This is a genomic window from Paenibacillus brasilensis, from assembly GCF_009363115.1.
GTDB classification, from domain to species: domain Bacteria; phylum Bacillota; class Bacilli; order Paenibacillales; family Paenibacillaceae; genus Paenibacillus; species Paenibacillus brasilensis.
This window is the reverse complement of the sequence record NZ_CP045298.1, coordinates 2,730,250-2,751,141: the sequence shown is the minus strand read 5'-3', so window position 1 is coordinate 2,751,141 and position 20,892 is coordinate 2,730,250. Positions and strand designations below refer to the sequence as shown.

At 47.9% G+C, this 20,892-nt stretch carries 17 protein-coding genes, 2 pseudogenes and 1 riboswitch; of the genes and pseudogenes, 10 read left to right on the top strand and 9 right to left on the bottom strand.

Annotated features, from left to right (window positions below):
- Window positions 1–10 precede the first annotated feature (10 nt).
- From GCU48_RS12910 to GCU48_RS12895, 4 genes and pseudogenes are all read left to right on the top strand, one after another.
- Window positions 11–826, top strand: coding sequence for a transglutaminase-like domain-containing protein (locus GCU48_RS12910; RefSeq protein ID WP_244316225.1), 816 nt, complete (start codon window positions 11–13; stop codon window positions 824–826).
- Between the two features lie 361 nt (window positions 827–1,187).
- A complete protein-coding gene (locus GCU48_RS12905; RefSeq protein ID WP_152380248.1) occupies window positions 1,188–4,763 on the top strand; it encodes an LPXTG cell wall anchor domain-containing protein in 3,576 nt (1,191 codons plus the stop codon).
- A 107-nt stretch (window positions 4,764–4,870) separates the two neighbouring features.
- Window positions 4,871–5,521 (top strand): class D sortase, encoded by a 651-nt coding sequence (locus GCU48_RS12900; RefSeq protein WP_244316223.1) that lies wholly within the window; start codon window positions 4,871–4,873, stop codon window positions 5,519–5,521.
- Window positions 5,522–5,660: 139 nt separating this feature from the next.
- Window positions 5,661–5,966, top strand: a pseudogene (locus tag GCU48_RS12895) (GGDEF domain-containing protein); the annotation flags it as partial.
- 197 nt (window positions 5,967–6,163) lie between these two features.
- On the opposite strand, the gene GCU48_RS12890 reads toward GCU48_RS12895, so the two are convergent.
- Window positions 6,164–6,628, bottom strand: coding sequence for a cupin domain-containing protein (locus GCU48_RS12890; RefSeq protein ID WP_152380247.1), 465 nt, complete (start codon window positions 6,626–6,628; stop codon window positions 6,164–6,166).
- Between the two features lie 306 nt (window positions 6,629–6,934).
- On the opposite strand from GCU48_RS12890, the gene GCU48_RS12885 reads away from it, so the two are divergent.
- The 4 genes from GCU48_RS12885 to GCU48_RS12870 all read left to right on the top strand — a co-directional run bounded on the left by GCU48_RS12885 (window position 6,935) and on the right by GCU48_RS12870 (window position 10,018).
- On the top strand, window positions 6,935–7,693 hold the full coding sequence (locus GCU48_RS12885; protein WP_049825300.1) for an amino acid ABC transporter ATP-binding protein: 759 nt from the start codon (window positions 6,935–6,937) through the stop codon (window positions 7,691–7,693).
- Between the two features lie 41 nt (window positions 7,694–7,734).
- On the top strand, window positions 7,735–8,562 hold the full coding sequence (locus GCU48_RS12880) for a transporter substrate-binding domain-containing protein (protein ID WP_025721462.1): 828 nt from the start codon (window positions 7,735–7,737) through the stop codon (window positions 8,560–8,562).
- A gap of 131 nt (window positions 8,563–8,693) precedes the next feature.
- Complete coding sequence (locus tag GCU48_RS12875; protein WP_152380246.1) at window positions 8,694–9,353, top strand: amino acid ABC transporter permease; 660 nt, start codon at window positions 8,694–8,696, stop codon at window positions 9,351–9,353.
- Window positions 9,354–9,367: 14 nt separating this feature from the next.
- Window positions 9,368–10,018, top strand: coding sequence for an amino acid ABC transporter permease (locus GCU48_RS12870; RefSeq protein ID WP_152380245.1), 651 nt, complete (start codon window positions 9,368–9,370; stop codon window positions 10,016–10,018).
- Between the two features lie 16 nt (window positions 10,019–10,034).
- Here the strand turns inward: GCU48_RS12870 and GCU48_RS12865 are convergent, their stop codons facing one another.
- From GCU48_RS12865 to GCU48_RS12835, 8 genes and pseudogenes are all read right to left on the bottom strand, one after another.
- On the bottom strand, window positions 10,035–10,802 hold the full coding sequence (locus tag GCU48_RS12865) for a LysR substrate-binding domain-containing protein (protein WP_244316280.1): 768 nt from the start codon (window positions 10,800–10,802) through the stop codon (window positions 10,035–10,037).
- A 6-nt stretch (window positions 10,803–10,808) separates the two neighbouring features.
- Window positions 10,809–10,961: pseudogene (locus GCU48_RS27940) on the bottom strand (LysR family transcriptional regulator); the annotation flags it as partial.
- Window positions 10,962–11,043: 82 nt separating this feature from the next.
- A complete protein-coding gene (gene opp4A / locus GCU48_RS12860) occupies window positions 11,044–12,864 on the bottom strand; it encodes an oligopeptide ABC transporter substrate-binding protein (protein ID WP_152380243.1) in 1,821 nt (606 codons plus the stop codon).
- A 42-nt stretch (window positions 12,865–12,906) separates the two neighbouring features.
- Window positions 12,907–13,812, bottom strand: coding sequence for an ABC transporter permease (locus GCU48_RS12855; protein ID WP_152380242.1), 906 nt, complete (start codon window positions 13,810–13,812; stop codon window positions 12,907–12,909).
- A 33-nt stretch (window positions 13,813–13,845) separates the two neighbouring features.
- The gene (gene opp4B, locus GCU48_RS12850; protein WP_025721453.1) at window positions 13,846–14,814 is read right to left on the bottom strand and encodes an oligopeptide ABC transporter permease; all 969 of its coding nucleotides are present in this window, start codon (window positions 14,812–14,814) and stop codon (window positions 13,846–13,848) included.
- Between the two features lie 13 nt (window positions 14,815–14,827).
- A complete protein-coding gene (locus tag GCU48_RS12845) occupies window positions 14,828–15,754 on the bottom strand; it encodes an ABC transporter ATP-binding protein (RefSeq protein ID WP_152380241.1) in 927 nt (308 codons plus the stop codon).
- Entirely contained in the window at window positions 15,732–16,763 is a 1,032-nt protein-coding gene (locus GCU48_RS12840) for an ABC transporter ATP-binding protein (RefSeq protein ID WP_152380240.1), read from the bottom strand. The genes GCU48_RS12845 and GCU48_RS12840 overlap by 23 nt, the downstream gene beginning before the upstream one ends.
- Window positions 16,764–17,084: 321 nt before the next feature.
- Window positions 17,085–18,689, bottom strand: a complete 1,605-nt coding sequence (locus GCU48_RS12835; protein ID WP_152380239.1) for a DUF6359 domain-containing protein — start codon at window positions 18,687–18,689, stop codon at window positions 17,085–17,087.
- 214 nt (window positions 18,690–18,903) lie between these two features.
- Window positions 18,904–19,019: riboswitch (glycine riboswitch) on the top strand.
- 209 nt (window positions 19,020–19,228) lie between these two features.
- On the opposite strand from GCU48_RS12835, the gene sdaAB reads away from it, so the two are divergent.
- Window positions 19,229–19,918, top strand: a complete 690-nt coding sequence (gene sdaAB / locus GCU48_RS12830) for an L-serine ammonia-lyase, iron-sulfur-dependent subunit beta (protein WP_152380238.1) — start codon at window positions 19,229–19,231, stop codon at window positions 19,916–19,918.
- Window positions 19,908–20,807 carry an L-serine ammonia-lyase, iron-sulfur-dependent, subunit alpha gene (gene sdaAA, locus GCU48_RS12825; RefSeq protein WP_152380237.1) on the top strand — a complete coding sequence of 300 codons (900 nt, stop codon included), beginning with the start codon at window positions 19,908–19,910 and terminating at the stop codon, window positions 20,805–20,807. Before sdaAB ends, sdaAA begins: the two co-directional genes overlap by 11 nt.
- Window positions 20,808–20,892 lie beyond the last annotated feature (85 nt).

Genomic DNA, 20,892 nt, shown 5'->3' with positions numbered 1-20,892 from the left:
GAAGTTTTTTATGGGGAAAATGATATTTTCCGCACTTCTCCTATTTTTTATGCTGTCTACAACACTCCTAAATTCGACAGCTCACGCTGCTGATAGTGATAGTGTTGCATGGTTGGATCAAAACAATGTAAATCATGGTACGGTCAGTGTTCGTTACCCTGTTAAACCTAACGTTAAAACCAAGATTTTGGTTACCAAAGATGCGCAAAAGTACTCTTATAATCTCACACCCGGAAAATCCGAGGAGGTATTTCCTCTCCAAATGGGTAATGGGAACTATAGCATTAGTATTTTGGAACAGCTTAGTGGTAATCAGTATAAAGTGATAGGACAAGATACGATCGAGTTAAAGCTAAACGATAGCAAAGCGGTATATCTCAATTCCGTGCAAAATATTGACTGGAGCGATACCAATCAAGCGATTCAAAAAGCCCGTGAATTAACCCAAGGCGCAACAACGGATCGCGAGAAGCTTCAAAAAATCTATGACTATATCATTAGTCATATCAAGTATGACTCCAATCAGGCCTTCGCCTTAACGACTGACTATCTGCCGGAAATTGATCGTACGTTAAGCTCGCAAAAAGATATTTGCTATGGTTATGCTTCACTGATGGCTGCTATGTTACGAAGTGTAGATGTACCAACCAAGCTGGTTATGGGCAAATCTTCCTACGTGGATACTTACCATGCTTGGAATGAGGTCTACATCGACAACCAGTGGGTGGTCGTAGACACTACAGTAGATGCAGCCCTGTATAAGGGTAAACAAAAATTCGAAATGATCAAAGATCCCTCCAAATACATTAAAACAAAGCAATATTAATATCAATATTTTTATTAATATTATTTTTTAAAAATGAAGAAATAGAACTACATTTCGTAGAGCCTTGATCACATGATCAAGGCTCTTTTTTCTATTCTTGTTGAGAAATTGTTGAGATGTGGGATGTATTCTAGTCCAGAAAGACATTGAAGTCTAATCCATTATCCTGATTTCAGGACAAAAGGAGGAGATATTCATCTCCGAATGTGAATTTTAATAAATTCTGATCATGCTCAATGCGGCTAACTTAGCATTATATGATTGAATGATGAATATATAAATACAGCCCTCTCGACCTCGAAGGAATAACCATTTAGCCGCTAAACAAAAGTATTTTAAGAATAGGAGATTTGTTTACCGTATGAGAAAAAAATGGAATACAGCAATTGTCGCGTTATTGCTCTTTTTGCAATGCTTATTCAGTACAACACAGGCCTATGCACAAAATCCCGACTCTGCTCTGCCAGTGACTCCAGAAACCGATCAGGTTCAGAGTGTGACTAACGATGTTTACCCAAAGCCCTCGGAGCCGATTAACATCCCGCCTGATATCCCGACTCCAGCCATTGAGGCAACTGCCGGCTCAACTTCTGAAGCGCGGGCAACTCAGGAAAGTATTTTAACCAAGCTAACCCTCACAGATTCCACTGGAAGTGTTATTGATGCAGTGTATAATCCCGATAGTCGTATTGATATTGGCTCCGCCATCCATTTAGGCTATGAATGGGAGCTGCCGAACCATACGTACAAAGCTGGAGACACCTTTACCTTTCAATTACCTGAGCAATTTCAAATTTACACAGACATCACATCTCCTCTGAAGAACGCGGATGGAGAAGTAGGTTATTTTACCGTAGACCGCCAAGGTAAAGTGATCATGACCTTTAATGATTACGTGGAAAGCCACTCTAATGTCAGCGGTAAGCTGGACATCCAAACCGAGTTTAGCAAACAAATAGAAAAAGGCAGTACACAAGTCATTATTGCGATTCCAATCAAAGGCGGCGAGCAAACGGCTATCGTAAATATTAAGCCTGCATCCGGCCCTACTTTGGAGAAGCAAGGGAAGTTTGATGGAAAAAATGAGATTGATTGGACGGTCGATGTAAATAAACAATTGGACCCTGTAAAACACGCCGTAATAACCGATCCCACTCCCCAAGGATTGGAGCTAATCAGAGACTCCATCCGGGTATATCATTTACAAATCAATGTGGACGAAACCACTGAGCTGCGGGACATTGTTAGCACAGATAAGTATACAGTTGAAGCTGATCCGGATGGTACGGGCTTTAGAATCCGCTTTAACGAAGAGCGTATTAACGGCGCATACCGGATCCAATATTCTACGAACATCACTAGCGAGGACACTCGTTTCTCCAACACGGCCACTTTTTCAGGAGATAATGTGAAGGATACCTCAGCATCAGCTACAGTTACCATTAAACGCGGGGATTTTCTAAGCAAAAAAGTGGAGCAATACGATGCGGTCACACAAACGATTTCATGGGCAATCAAATATAATTTTGCCAACAAAAAAATCCCCGCAGCTAAAGCAGTATTGAGTGACCGTTTTAATAACAGCCAACAATTCATCACAGGCTCACTTAAAGTGTATAAAGGGGATACGCAAGAGGAGCTTCCTGCATCGGAATACATGGTCACTCCAGTTATTGACGACAATGGTACCAACGGCTTCAACCTGTCTTTCAAAGCGGATATTGATGCGCCATATACAATCCGTTACCAGACTAAGGCCATAGATCGTGTACTTAAAAATGGCAAAATAACGAACAGTGTAACATCGGACGGAGTAACAAAAGAAACGACCACAGAGCTGAAAAGTGTGATTATTACCAAGGGCTATAAGGAGCCGAACTATAACACCAAAACGATTCCTTGGATCATTTCCATTAATGCGGATAAGTATACAATGGACCAGGTCGTTATCAACGATATCTTTCCGAATGGCGGTCTGGCGTTATTGCCGAACACATTGAAGATCCAAAGCGCGGACGGAAAAACAACACTAACATCGCCGACGGACTATGAGCTGATCCCTCTTACGCTGGATTATAAAAAAGGGTTCACGATACGTTTTCATAAAACGATCCAAGACACGTATACAATCAGCTATACAACTACATTTAACAACGAATGGAAACTTGACAAAACCAAGCCGGACTTTTGGAACAAAGCCTCTATCAGTTGGTTATACAACGGAACAACACAAACCGCGGAGGCCGAAGCTCGATTATGGCCGGATAATATGACCCAGCAAAATGGGGCTAAATCAGGTAGTTACAATGCCAGCTCCAAGCAAATTACATGGGACATTAAGGCTAACTATAACCGCAAAACTCTGAACCATGCTGAAATAAGGGATACATTATTACAGGGCCAAAAGCTGGTGCCAGGTTCTGTTAAAGTATACGATATGGACCTGCTCGGGTGGTGGAATGGTGTACAAAAGGGAGCCGAAGTGCCTTCGAGCCAATATACTCTTGTTTTACCTTCCGCCGATAACAACAACGAATTGACCATCCGGTTTAACCAGTCCATCGACTCTCCTTACTGGGTCACTTTCCAAACGACATTGGAAGGAGAGCTTATTGATAAAGAGATTAACAATGACGCTCAGCTTATGGATGGAAAAAATGTAGATTCGGAATGGTCAGCCAAAGTGACTGTGCCCCACGGTGGAGAATACGTGACGAAATCCGGAGCTCAGAATGGAAATAAAATTGATTGGAACATCCATATCAATGAAGGGCAATCCTATGTCTCCAACGCGGAAATCGTGGATACGCCCAGCAATAATCAAATTCTGATTGAGGATTCCTTTCATCTATATTCCACCAAGGTATCTGCCAAGGGAGAAGCTGTTAAGGACACCGAATTAGTCAGGGATCAGGATTATAAGCTAAAAATAACAACGACTGATCAAGGTCAGCAATCCTTTGAGCTCGCCTTTAACAAGGCTATATCATCGGGCTATATTTTGGAATATCAATCCTTTATTCAAGCTGAAGACAAGGCAAAAGTCAGCAATAAGGTCAATTTCGAGGGCGACCGTTTGACCACCGAAACCAGGGAAACAAGTAAAGAAATTATCGTGCGTACATCCTCTGGTTCAGGATCAGGAGGAGGAGTTACGGGAAGTCTGGAGATTACCAAAATTGACGAGGACGATCATAATAAGGTACTGTCCGGGGCACGTTTTGCACTCTATGACAAGGATCAGAAAAGACCGCCTCTTGTCCAAACTACCAATTCGGACGGGAAAATCGTATTCTCCTCATTAAGTTATGATGACTACATTCTGGAGGAGCTGACTGCTCCTGAAGGCTACAAAATAACAGAGCCAAAAACTGCAATCAAGATAGATGCAGCCGTTAAACAAAGCTCAGGAATTAAACAAATCGTGATCACCAATAAAAAGGAGACTCCTGTTGATCCGGGTCCGGGTAAACCTACAGACCCAGGTACGCCTACAAATCCGGGTACGCCTACGAATCCGGGCTCAGGCAAAAAACGTGATAATGACCCTGAAATAACTGAGCCTCCTGCGACGCCTGCTACGCCCGTAACAACCGAGGAGCCGCAAATCATCGAAGATGAGGATGTTCCGTTGGGCGTTCCAACTATTGAGCAGCCGCCTGTAGATCCCGAGGTAGAGGCGCAGCCAGGGGCACCAGAAACCGATCCTCACCAGGAGCCTTCTCCACCCGTGAAGATCGAGGAAGATCCAGTACCTACGGGCGTCATCCGCCTACCGGCAGAGAAGCCTAAAGATCCAAACGAGCCGAGTCATACTCCTAAGGTGAATACATTGCCACAGACAGGAGAAAGCAGTCCTGCTCCCTTCTATTTAAGTGGTATGTTCTTAATTCTTCTGGGAGCCTACCTGGGCTATAGACGAACACATAAAAAATAAATAACATCTTATAATCAAAAATCCCCCTTCTTAGCTTACTACTAGCGAGAAGGGGAATTATTTTACATGGTCCTTCTATGGATTACTGTTAAAGGGAGGCTTTTTTATTGCGTAAGCTGGCATACGTGAGCATTATTTTAGGAATTATCATCATGTTATTCCCTACCGTTAATGAATGGATGGAAAATCAGAAGCAAAAAGAGCTATTACAAGAAGCTGAATCATTATCAAATACAGATAAATCGACACTGACTCCCGAAATGATTAAAGGCTATACACAATTGTCCAGTTGGTTGACAAATACCGCAGCAGCGGATGGATCACAATCGTCTGAAACCACCTCTTCTTCATCGGCTGAAGAGCCAGCTCCAATCGCTACAATCCAGATTGATCGTATCGGGCTGGAACTTCCTGTACTGGAAGGCGCGACCCGAGACCATATGAGATATGCAGCCGTACATATGTCGGAGACTGCGGCACTCGGTCAGGTGGGGAATGCTGCCATAGCCGCTCATCGCTCACGAACGACTGGACGTCTATTTAACCGACTAAATGAAGTGAAAATCGGAGATCAGATTCTGATTCACACACGGAGTGAAAAATACTTGTACAAGGTCTACAACATCTCAATTGTCGCTCCTTCCAACGTCTCCGTTTTAAAAAGCAGCAAGGAAAAAAAACTCCTCACATTAATTACATGTGATCCTCTTGTAAACCCGACACATCGACTCATCGTTCATGCCAAACAACTGTCCTAATACCGCTAATGGATAGCAGAATAACCTATAAACTATATTGGTGGTGACCCCATTGAGTATATCTTTAACAGCCTTATTTTTAATAGGTCTAACTCTGGCGCTGTGGATATATACGTTTATTTTTTTACGTTCCGTGGTGATGGAAAGAAATTTGCTGCGGAAGCTTGCTTATCAGGACCCTGTAACGGGTCTGTTTAATCGGAATGCACTTGAACTATATTGGAAACAACGCAACAGCAAGGAGAGCACTGCTATTATGTATCTTGATCTGGATGGATTCAAAGCCATTAATGACACATATGGACATCAAATAGGTGATAAGCTGCTCAGACGGGTAAGCGATCATTTACTCCAGGTGACGAACTCCAATCAGAAGGCTTTTCGGATCGGGGGAGATGAATTTCTGCTCATTATGAAGGACTATGACGCCGATCAGGTCAAAGTTCTGGCAGAGCTGCTGCTGCAAAAAATCAGCGCTCCTTATAACATCCAGGGAATTTTGCGGCAGGTATTCAAAAAAAAACAAAGGTCCAAAGTATACAGCAAATGGCAACTTTCTAACACTAAAAAAGATACCCGTAACATCAAATCAGGCGGGCAAGTCCTGTTCATCCAAGATTATACCCGCCGCAAAAAATATCCCTATTCCACCTTACTCTTTGCAATCAGCTTGAAATCATCAAAGTGGAATCCCGGTGCAACAACACAGGTTACCAGTACAGGCTCATCCCCAAGCGGGCGTGCCGTTTGCCATACTGTTCCTGGTACCAGAGCTTGCGGATGCTGACCGGCCTCCACATCAGCACCGACGATAATTACGGTTTCCTCACCGGGCTCATCTCCGCTTCCACCCAGCTTCAACTCCACAGGGCTCCCACTATGATAAAGCCACAGCTCATCTGAATGTACAACATGCCACTCAGAAAATTCACCCGGATGCAGCAAGAAATAAGTCGACGAAGCTGCAAACCGCGGACCTGAATATACATCCGGCAGCACAGGCTTTGGAATTTGAAAATTAGCCTTCCACATCTCTTTGTACCAACCGCCTTCCGGATGGGGCTCCATGCCCAATGCCGTTACAAGCGGTGAAATAGCTTTCGTCATTGTACTAACCTTCCTTTACCCTAAATTCCTTCCTCCCTACTGTAAAACATAGCGTTGCTTTTGTCACGTTTCTCCCTTCGCCTGTCGAACATCAATATTTAATGTCAAATTTAATAACATAAAATTGTGAATATCCACTCGATTTCATCATATAAATAGCATTTAACTAGTAATAAATTATACAAATATATATTTTGCGTAAAGTTATATGACATAAAATCTTGTTTTTTATTGTAAGCTTATAGTATCATGAGAGAAAATTTTGAAAATTAATAGAGCTTGATCATGCCAGTCTAAGTACTAGCTATGTATCCAAGCATAAAAGGGGTGAGCTCTCTGATCCAGTTTCGCAATGTAAACAAACATTACGGTCACTTCCATGTACTCAAAAACATCAATCTTCAGATTAAGGAGGGCGAGGTCGTCGTGATCATCGGTCCCTCCGGCTCAGGTAAAAGCACCCTGCTTCGCTGCATTAATCGTCTGGAGACGATATCGGATGGGGAGCTGTTCGTCAACGAAATACCTGTACATGATAAAAAGATTGATATCAACGCCTTCCGCCGCAATATCGGGATGGTGTTCCAGCATTTTAATCTGTACCCCCACAAAAAGGTGATTGAGAACATTATACTCGCACCCATGAAGGTGCTGGGCATCTCCAGGGAAGAAGCTTCACAAACCGCCATCACCTATCTGAAACGCGTCGGAATCGAGGAAAAGGCACAGAGCTACCCCGCTCAATTGTCCGGTGGACAACAGCAGCGGGTTGCGATCGCCCGCGGGCTCGCTATGAATCCGAAAATTATGCTGTTTGACGAGCCTACTTCAGCGCTCGATCCCGAAACCATCGGGGAGGTACTGGATGTCATGCGCTCGCTCGCCCATCAGGGCATCACGATGGTCATCGTCACACATGAAATGGGCTTTGCTCGCGAAGTGGCGGATCGCGTAATTTTTATGGACAAAGGGCAGATTCTGGAAGATAGTCAACCTGCCGAATTTTTTCAGAATCCGGGCGAAGAACGGGCTCGTCTGTTCCTGAGCCGCCTGATTCATCATTAAACAAACTACCACGTAGCGTAAATCGAAAGGGGAATGTTCTGATGAGAAAAAGATTTCAATGGAGTACTTTGGTGCTGGTAGCCTTATCCTGTCTGCTCGTCCTTGCAGGCTGTGGAGGCAAGCAAGAAACGGCAACGTCGGGAACCGAGACGGCAGCGAATGGTCTGGAGGCAATCAAACAGCGAGGCAAGCTCGTCGTTGGAGTTAAATACGATACCAAGCTCTTTGGTCTGAAAGACCCGGCCAGCGGGAAAGTGGAAGGCTTTGATATCGACATCGCGAAGGCTGTAGCCAAACATATTTTGGGCGATGAAACCAAGCTTGAATTAAAGGAAGTCACATCCAAAACACGTATCACCATGCTGCAAAACGGAGACATCGACGCCATTATCGCAACCATGACCATTTCGGATGAACGTAAAAAGCAGGTCGATTTCAGTGATGTCTATTTTAACGCCGGGCAATCTCTGCTCGTGAAAAAAGGAAGCCCCATCACCGGGCTGGAGTCTCTGACCCCGGATACCAAGGTACTTGCCGTTAAAGGCTCTACCTCCGCAAAAAACATTCGTGAAAAAGCACCTAAAGCGACGATATTGGAGTTCGAAAACTATCAGGATGCCTTCAACGCCCTCAAGGCAGGTAAAGGGGATGCGTTGACTACCGATAACTCTATTCTGCTCGGCATGCAGAAACAAGATCCGAATTATATTCTTGTAGGCGGGAACTTCACAGAGGAACCTTACGGCATTGCAGTGAAGAAGGGACAGCCTGAACTGCTGCAAGCCATTAATGATACGATCAAGGAACTAAAAAGCAGCGGTGAATACGATAAGCTCCACGAGCAATGGCTTGGGGTTAAACCCGAATAGTACTCTTGTGAAGGAGCCGCAGGTTGCGTGCTCCTTCCTTTTCTTTCTTTCTGCTGTAACACCACACCAGAAGGAATACTATCTACCCTCGAATACACCCCATAGCTCTGGATAAGGAGGTAAATGCGCAGATGCTTACTTTTGATATCAACGTACTTTTCGATCATGGCGATCGTTTCAGAGAAGGCTTGCTTCATACTGTCCAAGCCAGCGTCATTGCCTTGATCGGCAGCTTTATTCTGGGAGCTGTCATCGCTATCCTTCGAATTGCGCCTTTTAAATGGCTCAACTGGATCGGTACCGTCTATGTAGAGGTCATTCGCAATATTCCGTTGCTGATCGTCGTGCTGTTTTTTTATCTCGGGCTGCCCACTTTAGGTATCCCTTTGGACGGATTTGTATCTGGAACGCTTGGATTGACCGTATACACAGCCTCCTTTATTGCGGAAGCCATACGGGCCGGCATTCAAGCTGTTCCCAAGGGGCAATTTGAAGCGGCAAGGTCCTCCGGCTTGAGTTACAACCAGACGATGATCAGCATTATTTTACCGCAAGCGATCAAAGTCGTACTGCCCGCAATTGGCAATCAATTCATCAATCTGGTCAAAAACTCATCTGTGCTGGCCATAGTAGCCGGACTGGATCTAATGTATTACTCAGATCTGATTAACTCGGATACCTTCCTGCCCATCACAGTCTATGCCATCACGGCGTTGTTGTACCTTACATTGACGGTTCCGCTCAGTTTTCTTGTACTGTATATGGAGCGGCGCCTGTCCAAAACATCCTAAGGAGGGAAGCCTGTATGGATTTCAGTGGATTGTTTGTATGGCCTAATGTGCGGTTTATACTGGAGGGCTTCCTGCTAACGCTGGAGGTCTCCATTTACTCGATCGTGTTCAGCTTCGCTCTTGGTATTGTATTCGGCATCCTGCGCTATACGCGTTTACCTGTCATTTCACAGGTTGCGGCCTTTATCATTGATCTCATTCGCAATCTTCCATTATTGCTCATTATTTTCTTCATCGGCATGGTTTTACCATCCATCGGTTTTTCCATTTCTCTCAAGTGGGCAGCCATTACGGGACTGTCGATCTTCGAAGGGGCCATGATCGCCGAGATTGTGCGCAGCGGCCTCAATTCGGTTCATAAAGGACAGGTGGAAGCCGCACGTTCCTCCGGGCTGAGTTATTTCAGCACCTTATGGCATATCATCCTGCCCCAAGCGCTTCGCCGTATGGTTCCACCCATTGTCAGCCAGTTCATTTCTCTATTCAAGGATACCTCGCTGGCTGTCATTATCAGTTTGCCGGAGCTAACACATAACATTCAAATTGTTAGTGGTCAAAATCAATCCTTTGTCATTCCGGCTCTGCTGTTCGCCGCCTTCCTGTACTTTGCTGTCAATTACAGTATGTCACTGATTGCACGCAGGCTGGAGGTTCGTACACATTAAAGCTTGTTATCATTCATCAGGGCTGCCGCCAGCTGGAACGCTCTATCAGCACGGCCTGTATTTTTCCAATCAATTGCTTCACTGCTTCTCCAAGATAACGATCAGACCGATAAATCAGCTCTAGCTGACCCTGAGGTGCTCCCCGCAAAATAGGTATAGTACAAAAACGGGAATGATCGAGAACTGCCGCGAGGGACTCCGGCTGTAGGGTAACAGCAAGTCCCTCCTGCACCCAGCGCAGGATTGAGGGGATCGAGTTTGCCTCCAAGACGGTTGCAAAGCAATACCCGCGATCACGGAAGCACTTCTCTACCAGCCTCCTGCCAGGATGATAATCCGGCTGCATCGCCCAGGGTACATGTCTCAACTCGTCGAGTGTAATGGAAGAACGATTGGAGAACACATGCTGTACCGGGACAATAAGACAGTAATTCTCCGTGCGAAGAGGAAGCTGGACAAGCCTGTCATCCGTACCCGCATGCAGTGTAATACCCATATCCACCCGGTTATCCAGCACCTGCTCTGTTACATCGAATGATGGACAGATATGCAGACTGATTTTAGGAAATAAGCGATGAAAATGGATAAGCATCTCTTGCAAGGGTTCCTCCAGCTCCGGAAGTGCGATACCCATCCGCAAGCTTCCACGTTGCTCGGTGCGCAGCTCCTCAATGGAAGCCTTCGCTTGCTGTAAATCCTTGAGGGCATGAGCACTGTGTTGCAGGAGTAATTTCCCGGCCTCTGTCATTTTAATTTTTTTGCCTGCACGATCGAAGAGCGTCATTCCCAGCTCCTCCTCCAGTGCTTTAATTTGCAAGCTCAGCGTAGGCTGGGAGATTCCGATCTTTTCCGAGGCTTTCGTAAAATGCAGTTCCTCACATACCGCTATGAAGTATTGAAGCTGACGTATTTCCGTCTTCCTTCTCTCCCTTCGAAATCCCAAAACTGGTTAAAAGACTTAAAAAAGCGCGAGATCGGATCACTCCGGTTCGCGCTTTTTTGAAGTTTATTGCGCTTTTTTGAGCTTATTGGGCTACTTCCGCTTTCTCCGCAGTTAACGTTATATTCGCAAATGTGTCTGCATCGTACTCCTTGCCCCGGGTGATATCGTAATTGGCTACTCGATTATTCAACGCCTCCAACGAGTAACGGAATAATGTAGGTACAATTGGTGCTTCCTCACTCATATACGCCTGCCACTGATTATATATATCTTTACGATAATTGTCGTCAAAGGCCTTCACCGACACACCTTCCTGCAGCAGCTTATCATTCTCTTCACTCGTAAAGCGCGAATAGTTAAAGTTGGCTCCGCGTCCATACAGCCCATTAGGGTCTACATCTGAACCTGTATTCCATGCACCGCCAAAAATATCAATGCCGGGATCATCCTTTTGCACACGGTCATAAAAGGAATTGAACTCAAGCAGACGACCGTCCACCAGCTCGACATGTAGTCCGACTTCCTTCCAGTTCTGCAAATAAAACTTCGCCAGCGATTCAGCTGTCGCATCCCCGCTCATTGCCGCATAATGGAGCACCAGTTCCTTGCCTTTAGGGTCCTCACGATAGCCATCTCCATTGGTATCCACATAGCCCGCCTCGTCCAGCAGCTTTTTCGCCTTGTCCGGGTCATACGTGATGCCCTTCGCATTCGTATCATGGTATCCCTTAAAAGCAGGCGGGATCAGAGATGTTGCCGGAATCCGAAGTCCATGGTAAAGCTGCTTGCCGACCTGCTCATTATTGAGCGCATAGCCAAGGGCCAGACGCAGTGACTTGTTTGCCAGCTTGGCATTTGGGTCCATGATATTTGTATTTTTCGCCTGATCAAATTTGCCCATTTTAAAGCCTACATAGCTATAAGACAATTCCTCCTGACCGAGAAACTGTACATTTTTCGGATTACTGGCCACATCGTAGCGGGTAGTTGGATAGTCTGCCCAGTCAATTTCTCCACTTTTCAGCGCCTCGGTAATGACATTCGGGTTCACCACCTTTAAATGAAGGCCGTCCAGCTTGGGCACACCGTGGAAATAATCGTCGTTTTTGACGAATTCCACAGATTCACCTGTAACCATGGATTTAATTTTGAACGGACCGTAGCCAATGGGGTTTTTACGGACAGGATCAGATCCCGCCATATCCTTCACAGGAATGCTCTTGAACACTTTTTTCTCCAGTGGGAATGACCAGAGTCCTGATTTGATGGAAGGAGTGGCCTGTTTAAATTGAATCGCAACCTCTTTCTCATTCAGCACCTTGATGCCTGAAATAGTTTTGGCCTTACCAGCGTGATAATCTTCCATGCCCACAATGTTCGTCATAAAGCTGTCGTAACGTGGACCTTCATAATCCTTGTGGCCAATGACCTCATAGGCAAAAGCATAGTCCTCCGCTGTTACCGGATTACCATCTGTCCAGTTCAGCTTGGGGTCGATTTTGACAGTCACCGCTTTATTGTCTGCGGAAAAGGAAATCGTCGCTGCTCCTTTATTGTCAATATTGAGGTTGGAGTCGATGGAGAATAATGAAGGGTAGAAAAATTTAAAGACTTCATAATCGGGGTTTCCATCATAAAATACAGGATTCAGAACACCTTCAAAAGGAGTATCGTACACCAGCGCATAATTGATCACACCACCCTTGATCGGAGCCTTGTCGTTCTTCACTGCCCTTGCCAGTGCAGTCGTATCCACCTGCTTGCTATCCGAGCCAGAGCCGCCTGTACTACCAGAGGTAGAACCTCCATGTGGAGCAGACGGCGAGCCGCTGCATGCGGCCAGAGAAAATACCAAAATTGCAGATAGAACAGGCAAAATTCCTTTTTTCCAGCGTTTGACCATTGTAAGCTCCTCCTTATAGTTGCCCTTATCATTGAATTTCGGTTAACCCAATCGTTGTCTGGCATCTGTGGCGCGTTTGAGCGCCTGACCGATAAAGTTGATCGCCAGCATCAGCACCAGAATAAGCAGTGAGGCAGGCAACCACATCCACCAGCTGTTCTGTAGAACATCTGGATCGTTGGCGTAGCTCACCAGCGTCCCCAGGCTTGGGGTGGATTCCGGCAACCCAAAGCCAAGATAGGAAAGCCCGGTCTCAATCCCGATATTTCCCGCAAGACTGAGCGTCAGATTGACGATCACGACTGAGCTGAGATTGGGCAGCACGCCAAACCAGATGATTTTCCAATTGGGTGTGCCGAGCGTTTTGGAAGCCTGTACGTAGTCCAGCTCCCGCTCCGACAGCACCTTGGCTCGAATCAGGCGTGCTTTTCCGATCCATAGAAAGGCGGTCATGATGAAAATAAAAGACCCGATGCCGCTCTTGGGAACAATGCTGACGAACACGATCACCAGCATCAAAAACGGAAGCACCAAAATAAAATCAATAATCCGCATGATAATGTTATCAACCAGCCCCCCATAAAAACCGGCCAGCAGACCTAACGTTAGGCCAATAGCGGCGGATAGCAGCGTAATCGTGAAGCCAATCGTGAAGGAATTGCGTGCTCCAATAATCAGCTGACCCAAAATATCCCTGCCCGCCCGGTCTGTACCAAGCCAATGCACCGAGCCTGGAGCTTCGCGGATCGCGCCCAAATCCACGGTTGTGACTACATCCTGATTTACAAACAGGACAGAGGCATATATAAAGATCAAGAACAGAACCACAAATGCAATGGACACCAAGGCCATTTTGTCACGTACCAGCTCGCGGCGCAGTACCGACCAACTGGATGGTGATTTACGAATGATTTGTGGTGTGAAAGCTTCCTCCACCTGTGTAGACACCTTACATCCCCCTCCTTCCCTCAGACTTGTTCACTATTCGATGCGAATGCGGGGATCAACCTTGCTCAGGATGACATCAGACAGCAGGGTTCCCAAAAGCGCCAGGAAGCCGGAAATCATCACCAGTGCATTCACAACGGAAAAGTCCCGTTGGGTGATGGACTGGAGAAACAACTGACCCAATCCCGGGTATCCAAAGATAGATTCGAGGAAAATGTTGCCTGCAATGACTCCCGTCAGGTCGTAGCCCAAAAAGGCGGCAATCGGCAGCAAGGAGTTTTTGAAAATATGACGGGAATAGATTTTCCCTTCCGGCACCCCTTTGGAACGCGCTGTTTTTACAAAATCCTTCAGTCGTGTATCAATGACCTCGTTGCGTAAATACTGAATCGTAGCCGTCGTACTGAGCAATGCGCCTGTAACCGCCGGTAAAACGAGATGATAGGACTTGTTCACGTAATACGCCCATGTTCCCGGCTCCACCCCTGCATCCACGCTGCCGCTGGTCGGAAACCAGCCGAGCCTGAATCCCAACACGTACAGCAGCAGCAGCGCGAGTATAAATAATGGCGTCGCAAAGCTGAGATAGGTATAGCCCACTACCGTTTTATCCAGCAGACTATGCTGATAGCGGCCGCTGAGTACGCCGAGCGGGATGGCGATCAGATACGTCAGAATCAGGATGACCACGCCCAGAAAGAACGTGTTGCCCAAACGGCTGCCAATCAGATCAGTAACGCTGATTTTATGTACATAGGATTTGCCCAAGTCCCCGTGAGCCAGCTGAACGACCCAGTGCCCATACTGCACCCACACCGGGTCATTCAGTCCCAGTCTTTGCCGTTGCTCCTCCAGTGCCGCCGGGTTCAGATTGGGTGTGGAGGTAATGAGCCCTGTCAGGGCATCTCCCGGCATGGCCTTGGCCAGAAAAAATATAAGCACGCTCAATGCAAAAAGCTGGGGAATCATAACCAGCAGGCGGCGCAGTGTAAATTTCCACATATTTTATCCCCCCTTATGGTAGCGCGACTTGATGGGACGGGCTGACTGCTTTGAGCGCAAACGGCTTTCCACTCGCGTCCAAATACTTGGGCAGCTCGGTTTTGTAGGAGGACAAAAGCAATCGCCTTTTTTCAGCGTTCTCCAGCCGCTTTGCAGGATCAATATTGGGAATGGTCGCAATGAGCCGACGGGTATACAAGTGCTGTGGATGCTCATAAATGTCCTGCTCGCTCCCTTGCTCCACCAGTCGCCCACGATACATAATGCCGATTTGATCGCACATATGGCGGATGATCCCCAGATCATGACTGATGAACAAATAGGTCAGGTTGAATTCCCGCTGTACATCCTTCATAAAATTAAGCACCTGTGCCTGTACGGAAACGTCCAGCGCTGACACCGGCTCATCGGCAATAATCAGCCTCGGATTTAACGTCAGGGCGCGCGCAATACCAATCCGCTGCCGCTGCCCACCCGAAAATTCATACGGATATTTGTAGGCCGCATCGGAGTTCAGACCGACCTTTTCCAGCAGCATCTGTACTTTTCTTCGTTCCTCCTCACTACTCAGCCTTTCAAAATTTCGCAGCGGCTCAGCGATGACATCCAGCACGCGCTTTCGCGGATTAAGCGAAGAATACGGGTCCTGAAAAATCATCTGAATGTCTCTGCGGAGCGGATGACGATTGTTACGGCTTAAAGCGGCAAGGTCCTTTCCGTTAAAAAGAATCTGTCCGCTCGTCAGCTTATTCAGACCGATGATCGTCCTTCCAGTCGTCGTTTTTCCGCAGCCGGATTCTCCTACCAGCCCATATGTCTGCCCCGCCTCAATGCGGATAGACACACCGTCCACTGCTTTTACCTGATCCACGACACGCTGAAAAAAACCGCCGCGTACCGGATAATGCACCTTCAGATTATTGAGCTCCAGTAATGCCATAAGCAGCCTCTCCCTTTGCCTCGTCTTCAAAATGAAAATGCTGATAACATGTACAACGGACCCAATGACCGGGGGAAATTTCACTTAATTGGGGGTGAGCTTCATGCGCCCCCTGCCCTATCCACGGAATACGCGGGGCAAAGCGGCAGCTATTGCGGGGAATATCCTGCAAGGAGGGAACAATTCCGCCGATGACATGCAACGGTGCTCCCTTGGTATGGGAGCCCGGCATGGAAGCCAGCAAAGAACGTGTATACGGGTGCTGCGGATGCCGAAACAATTCAAAGACATCAGTGCTTTCCACAATTTCACCGGCATACATGACCACCACGCGATCGGCTACTTCTGCCACAACGCCAAGGTCATGCGTAATCAGGATAATGCCGCTTCCAGTCTCCTGCTGAAGCTGTTTGAGCAAGTCAAGAATTTGAGATTGAATGGTTACATCGAGCGCAGTAGTGGGCTCATCTGCAATAATAAGAGAAGGTCGGCAGGCTATGGCAATGGCGATCATCACACGCTGCCGCATCCCTCCTGACAGTTCATGCGGATACTGGGCATACACACGCGCAGGATTCGGTATGTCCACACTGTTCAGCAATTCCAGCACACGTTCCCTTTTTTGCTTCGTAGATAGTGACGTGTGATAGTCGAGATTTTCCTCAATCTGCTTACCAATGCTCATCAGCGGGTTTAAGGCTGTTAGCGGGTCCTGAAAGATCATACCAATGCCCGCCCCGCGGATTTTATTCAATTGTCCTAATGAGAGACGGTTCAGGTCTGTGCCTTTAAAAAGAATCTCTCCCTCTATACGTGTGCGCTCCATGTCATGTAATTGTGCTATCGAAAGCGCCAGCGCGCTTTTGCCACAGCCGGATTCCCCGACCACAGCCAGCACTTCATTGGGGTTGACCTTCAGATCCAGATGGTCAACTGCAGAGTAATATTGATCCTTGATGCGAAAGGAAACGGTTAGTCCTTTAATTTTCAACACAGGTTCGATATTCAATATTGCGCTGCCTCCAGTCTCTCGCGGCCTTGTCCCGCTTACTCGCACCCTGCTTGATGTTAAACCTATCATAAACATTACATACTGTTTTTGTCAGATTAATTTGAGTACATCCTATCACCAGTATATGGATATATCAATTAAGATTAGACTATCAACATCATTTAAAAAACCAATGATTCAGCAATAGCGCGACCTTTTTGGCACAAAATGTAATGAAATAACCAACCGCAGGTTAATTTTCATCACAAAAAAACCGCTTGGTCCTCTAAGGGATCAAGCGGTTTTCTCGAATAGCTAACCTTGTACTGTCTTCGTTGGTTATGAAGCCGCTCCATAGGAGCCAGGCTTGTACGTTCTTGGATCGTACCATTTGTAGCCTGCTGCCGGAGCAGACCAAGGCTCAGCCTGTGGCTCTGTAGAAGCCGCAGGCTCCTCGAACGGCAGCAGCTTCGTCGGCTGGTCAAGTGTCAGGCCTGCCACCTCGGACAGCTTTGTATAGTCCTGCTTCCATGCAAGCCATTGGACGGTTTGCACCAAGAAGGTAGCATCGTCCACTTCCTTGAAGCCATCATACGTCTTCTTCGACTGTCCGTTTTCCTCACGCGCATATTTCGGCGTGGCATCTTCGACAGGTGAAGAATCACCGATGAATGCCGCCTTGCCCTGGCCTACCTTGGAAATAGCGGCAAAGGGGCCTTCGGCACGGCCTCCGCCGTTATAGACACCCTGATCTACAGCATTGCCCCATTTTTTCGTGCCTGCAGGGATATAAGCAATCCCTTTAGCCTTGTCCGGATCAATAATAGCCAGCGTAGATCCAGCATGCATTGCAATAGAGCTCACGCCCTTGGTAATACCGAAGGATTGATCCGCAGCCACAATGTCCGTCGCGTTCACGTCACCGAGCGCATTGTAGCGGAAACGAACACCAAAGTTCGTTGCCAGCCAGTCAGAGCTGGTTAAGCCCTGCATTGCCGGTGATGCAGCTTCTTCTGCTGTCATGCCTTTTGCCGGATTGGAATAGGCTCCGCGGCGATAGCCGTTCATGACCTCGGAAGAATCCCAGCGGTTTTTGTTACGGTCTGCATTATAGTGGTCGGAGATGAAAAAGACGCTGCCCCCGTTCTTCACATATTGCAGCAAAGCAGCCTGCTCGGATGCCTTAAAGGCAACATTGGCTTCACCGATGATGAACACATCATATGGACGCAGCTTGTCATACGTTATGGCCTGCTCTCCATAGGTAAAAGGAATGGAACGGTTCAATTGGTCCACGGTAAAACCAGCATTGCGCAGCCCGTCCGCAAAATCGGAGAAGGCGCCATCAATGACCCAATCCGCAGCTCCGGCTGTCTGTGCATGCGTATTATCGAACAGAACCTTTTTGCCTTTTCCATCCGGCAATGTCGTACCGGGTTGTCCCGGGGTACCAGGATCAGGCTCGCCCGGATCACCAGGGTTTCCTGGCTCGCTTCCACTCACCAGCTCCACAGCGCTCGGGCTTTTCACTCCACCAAAATTGTTGTAGGCACCAAGCGTACCCGTCACGCGGATTTTGCTGCCGATCAGCTCAGGGTGGCCTGAAAGTCCAAATTGCCCTCTGTACGCTGATGTAAGCTGTATATCCAATAGACTAGACGTATTGTGTTCATTGGCCTGATCAGCAATCAATACGTTAAAATCATTGGCAAACGGGCTGGAAAAGTTGGCCGTTTTTGATCCGGTAGCATGTCCGACGATGTAGCCTTCCACCGTCACCGTGCTTCCGCTGCTTTGGCGCTGAAGGGCTTCAGCCACTGTCAATGCCCCCTCGGCTTTAACTTGACCGAACGGAACGAAAATCCCTATAAGCAGTGATACAATCGCTGCCAGATGCAGCATCCCTTTCAAGCGTGAACCTGTGAAGCGCAAGCCTTTTGCCATACGTCAATATCCCTCCTATTATTCCATAAATGGTATTGTCCTCTATCAGATTAGCGATCTATCCTCTAATTCCTCCCTGATTTCATCCATAATTATGTAAAATTTAATTTTTTCTAGTGGGAACCTGTTGGTCTTTGTAAAAATCGAATCCTGTGGTTGACAGCGGTCACAGCATATATTATTCTAAAAAAGATATGTAGAACGGTATACGCGAATGAAGATGACGGGAGAGTCCGTCCAGGAAGCTTACAGCCTGGAGGCACCGAAGGAGCAAGACGCCAGCACCCGGCTGACGGATAATCTCTCAGGTCCATGTATCGTCATCTGACGCAACTCTGGAGAGAGCGCAAGCCACCCAAGGGGTAAGGCGGGAATGACACCGCACGAAACTCTCAGGTAACGAGGACAGAGATAAGGGAAACTTCCTTATCCTGTCCTTTTTTGCGCTCACATCGTGCGTCAGCATTAGGAACCGTCTATACGCGCAAGACGCGGCAATACCATATACTATGGTATTAGAACATACAGGGGGCCATACCATGCGTTTCAAAGATGTATTTTCCATTATCGGCCCGGCTATGACCGGACCCTCCAGCTCACATACCGCAGGCGCGGTGCGACTCGCACGCGTTGCCCGGCACTGGCTCGGCGCACAGCCTGACCGTGCCCGCATGACACTGTACGGTTCTTTTGCCGATACGTACAAGGGCCACGGCACAGACCTGGCGCTCATCGCGGGGCTGCTCGATTACGATACGGACGACTACCGAATTCCGGATGCCGAGCAATGGGCAGAACAAGCCGGGATGGCGGTGGAATTCGCCTTTAGCGGACTACCCGCCCCTCATCCGAACACGGTCCGCTTCGAGCTGTGGAAGGATGAGGATCAGCGCACGCTGCTGGGTTCCTCCATTGGCGGCGGAAGCATCCATGTCCAGCAGCTCAACGAATTCCGGGTCAATCTGACCGGAGAGCTGCCCACGTTGGTGCTTCTTCACTCGGATAAGCCCGGTACATTGGGCGCGGTGACCTCAGCGCTCGGAGCGGCTGACATTAACATTGCCTATATGCACGTGGATCGCAAAAGCCGGGATGGTGAAGCACTTACCGCCATCGAAATGGACAGTCCTGCTACGCCTGAAGTGATCACAAAGCTGCGGTCCTTACCTCATATGTACGAAATTAAAATGATCAATTTGAAAAAAGGAGCTGAATCTGATGCGATTTAGCCATCTGCATGAAATCAGTGCTTTATGTGCGAAGGGATCCACCACGATTGGCCGTCTGATGATTCAAGAGCAGGCACAAGAGACGAACACATCGGAGGAAGAAATCTTCCGCCAAATGTCTGATTATTATGAAGTAATGAAGGAAGCCGTTCATCGTGGCCAGACACAAGACACTGTATCCCGCAGTGGATTGACGGGCGGCGACGGCAAGCGCCTGGCTGAATATTTGCGGGCAGGGGAAACCTGCTCCGGCGATGCCTCGGCGCTAGCCATGGCGTATGCCCTCTCCGTGTCGGAGGTTAATGCGTCCATGGGTCGTATTGTCGCCACGCCCACCGCAGGCTCATGCGGAGTCATCCCCGGTGTGTTCATCAGTGCACAGGAGCGATTCGGCTGGGATGACGAGCATATGGTGCGCGGCCTGTTCGCCGCTGGAGCCATCGGCTACGTGATCGCCAACAACTCCTTCATTTCCGGCGCGGAGGGAGGCTGCCAGGCTGAGATTGGCTCAGCGATCGGGATGGCCGCCGGCGCTATGGTCGAGCTGCGCGGCGGCACGCCTGAGCAGGCTATTCACGCCGTGGGCCTCGCCCTTAAAAACACGCTCGGCCTGATTTGCGACCCCGTCGCCGGACTCGTGGAGATTCCGTGCATCGTGCGCAACGGACTGGGGGCTGTCACCGCGCTTGCCGCAGCGGATATGGCCTTGGCAGGTGTGCGCAGCGCCATCCCGTCTGACGAAGTCATTGACGTGATGCTCGAGGTCGGCAGCGCGATGCCGTCAAAGCACCGCGAGACCGCCAAGGGCGGCTTGGCGCAGACGCCGACCGGCAAGCGCTTAACCGAATCGCTTACACGCAACGCATCGACCAAGAACAAAAAGTCGTAGTTTTTAAGCGCCAGTCCTCCCTCTACATTCTCCTGAAGAAAGAGGATTTACCATATTAAGAAAAGAGCAAGCATGTCGTCCCTGG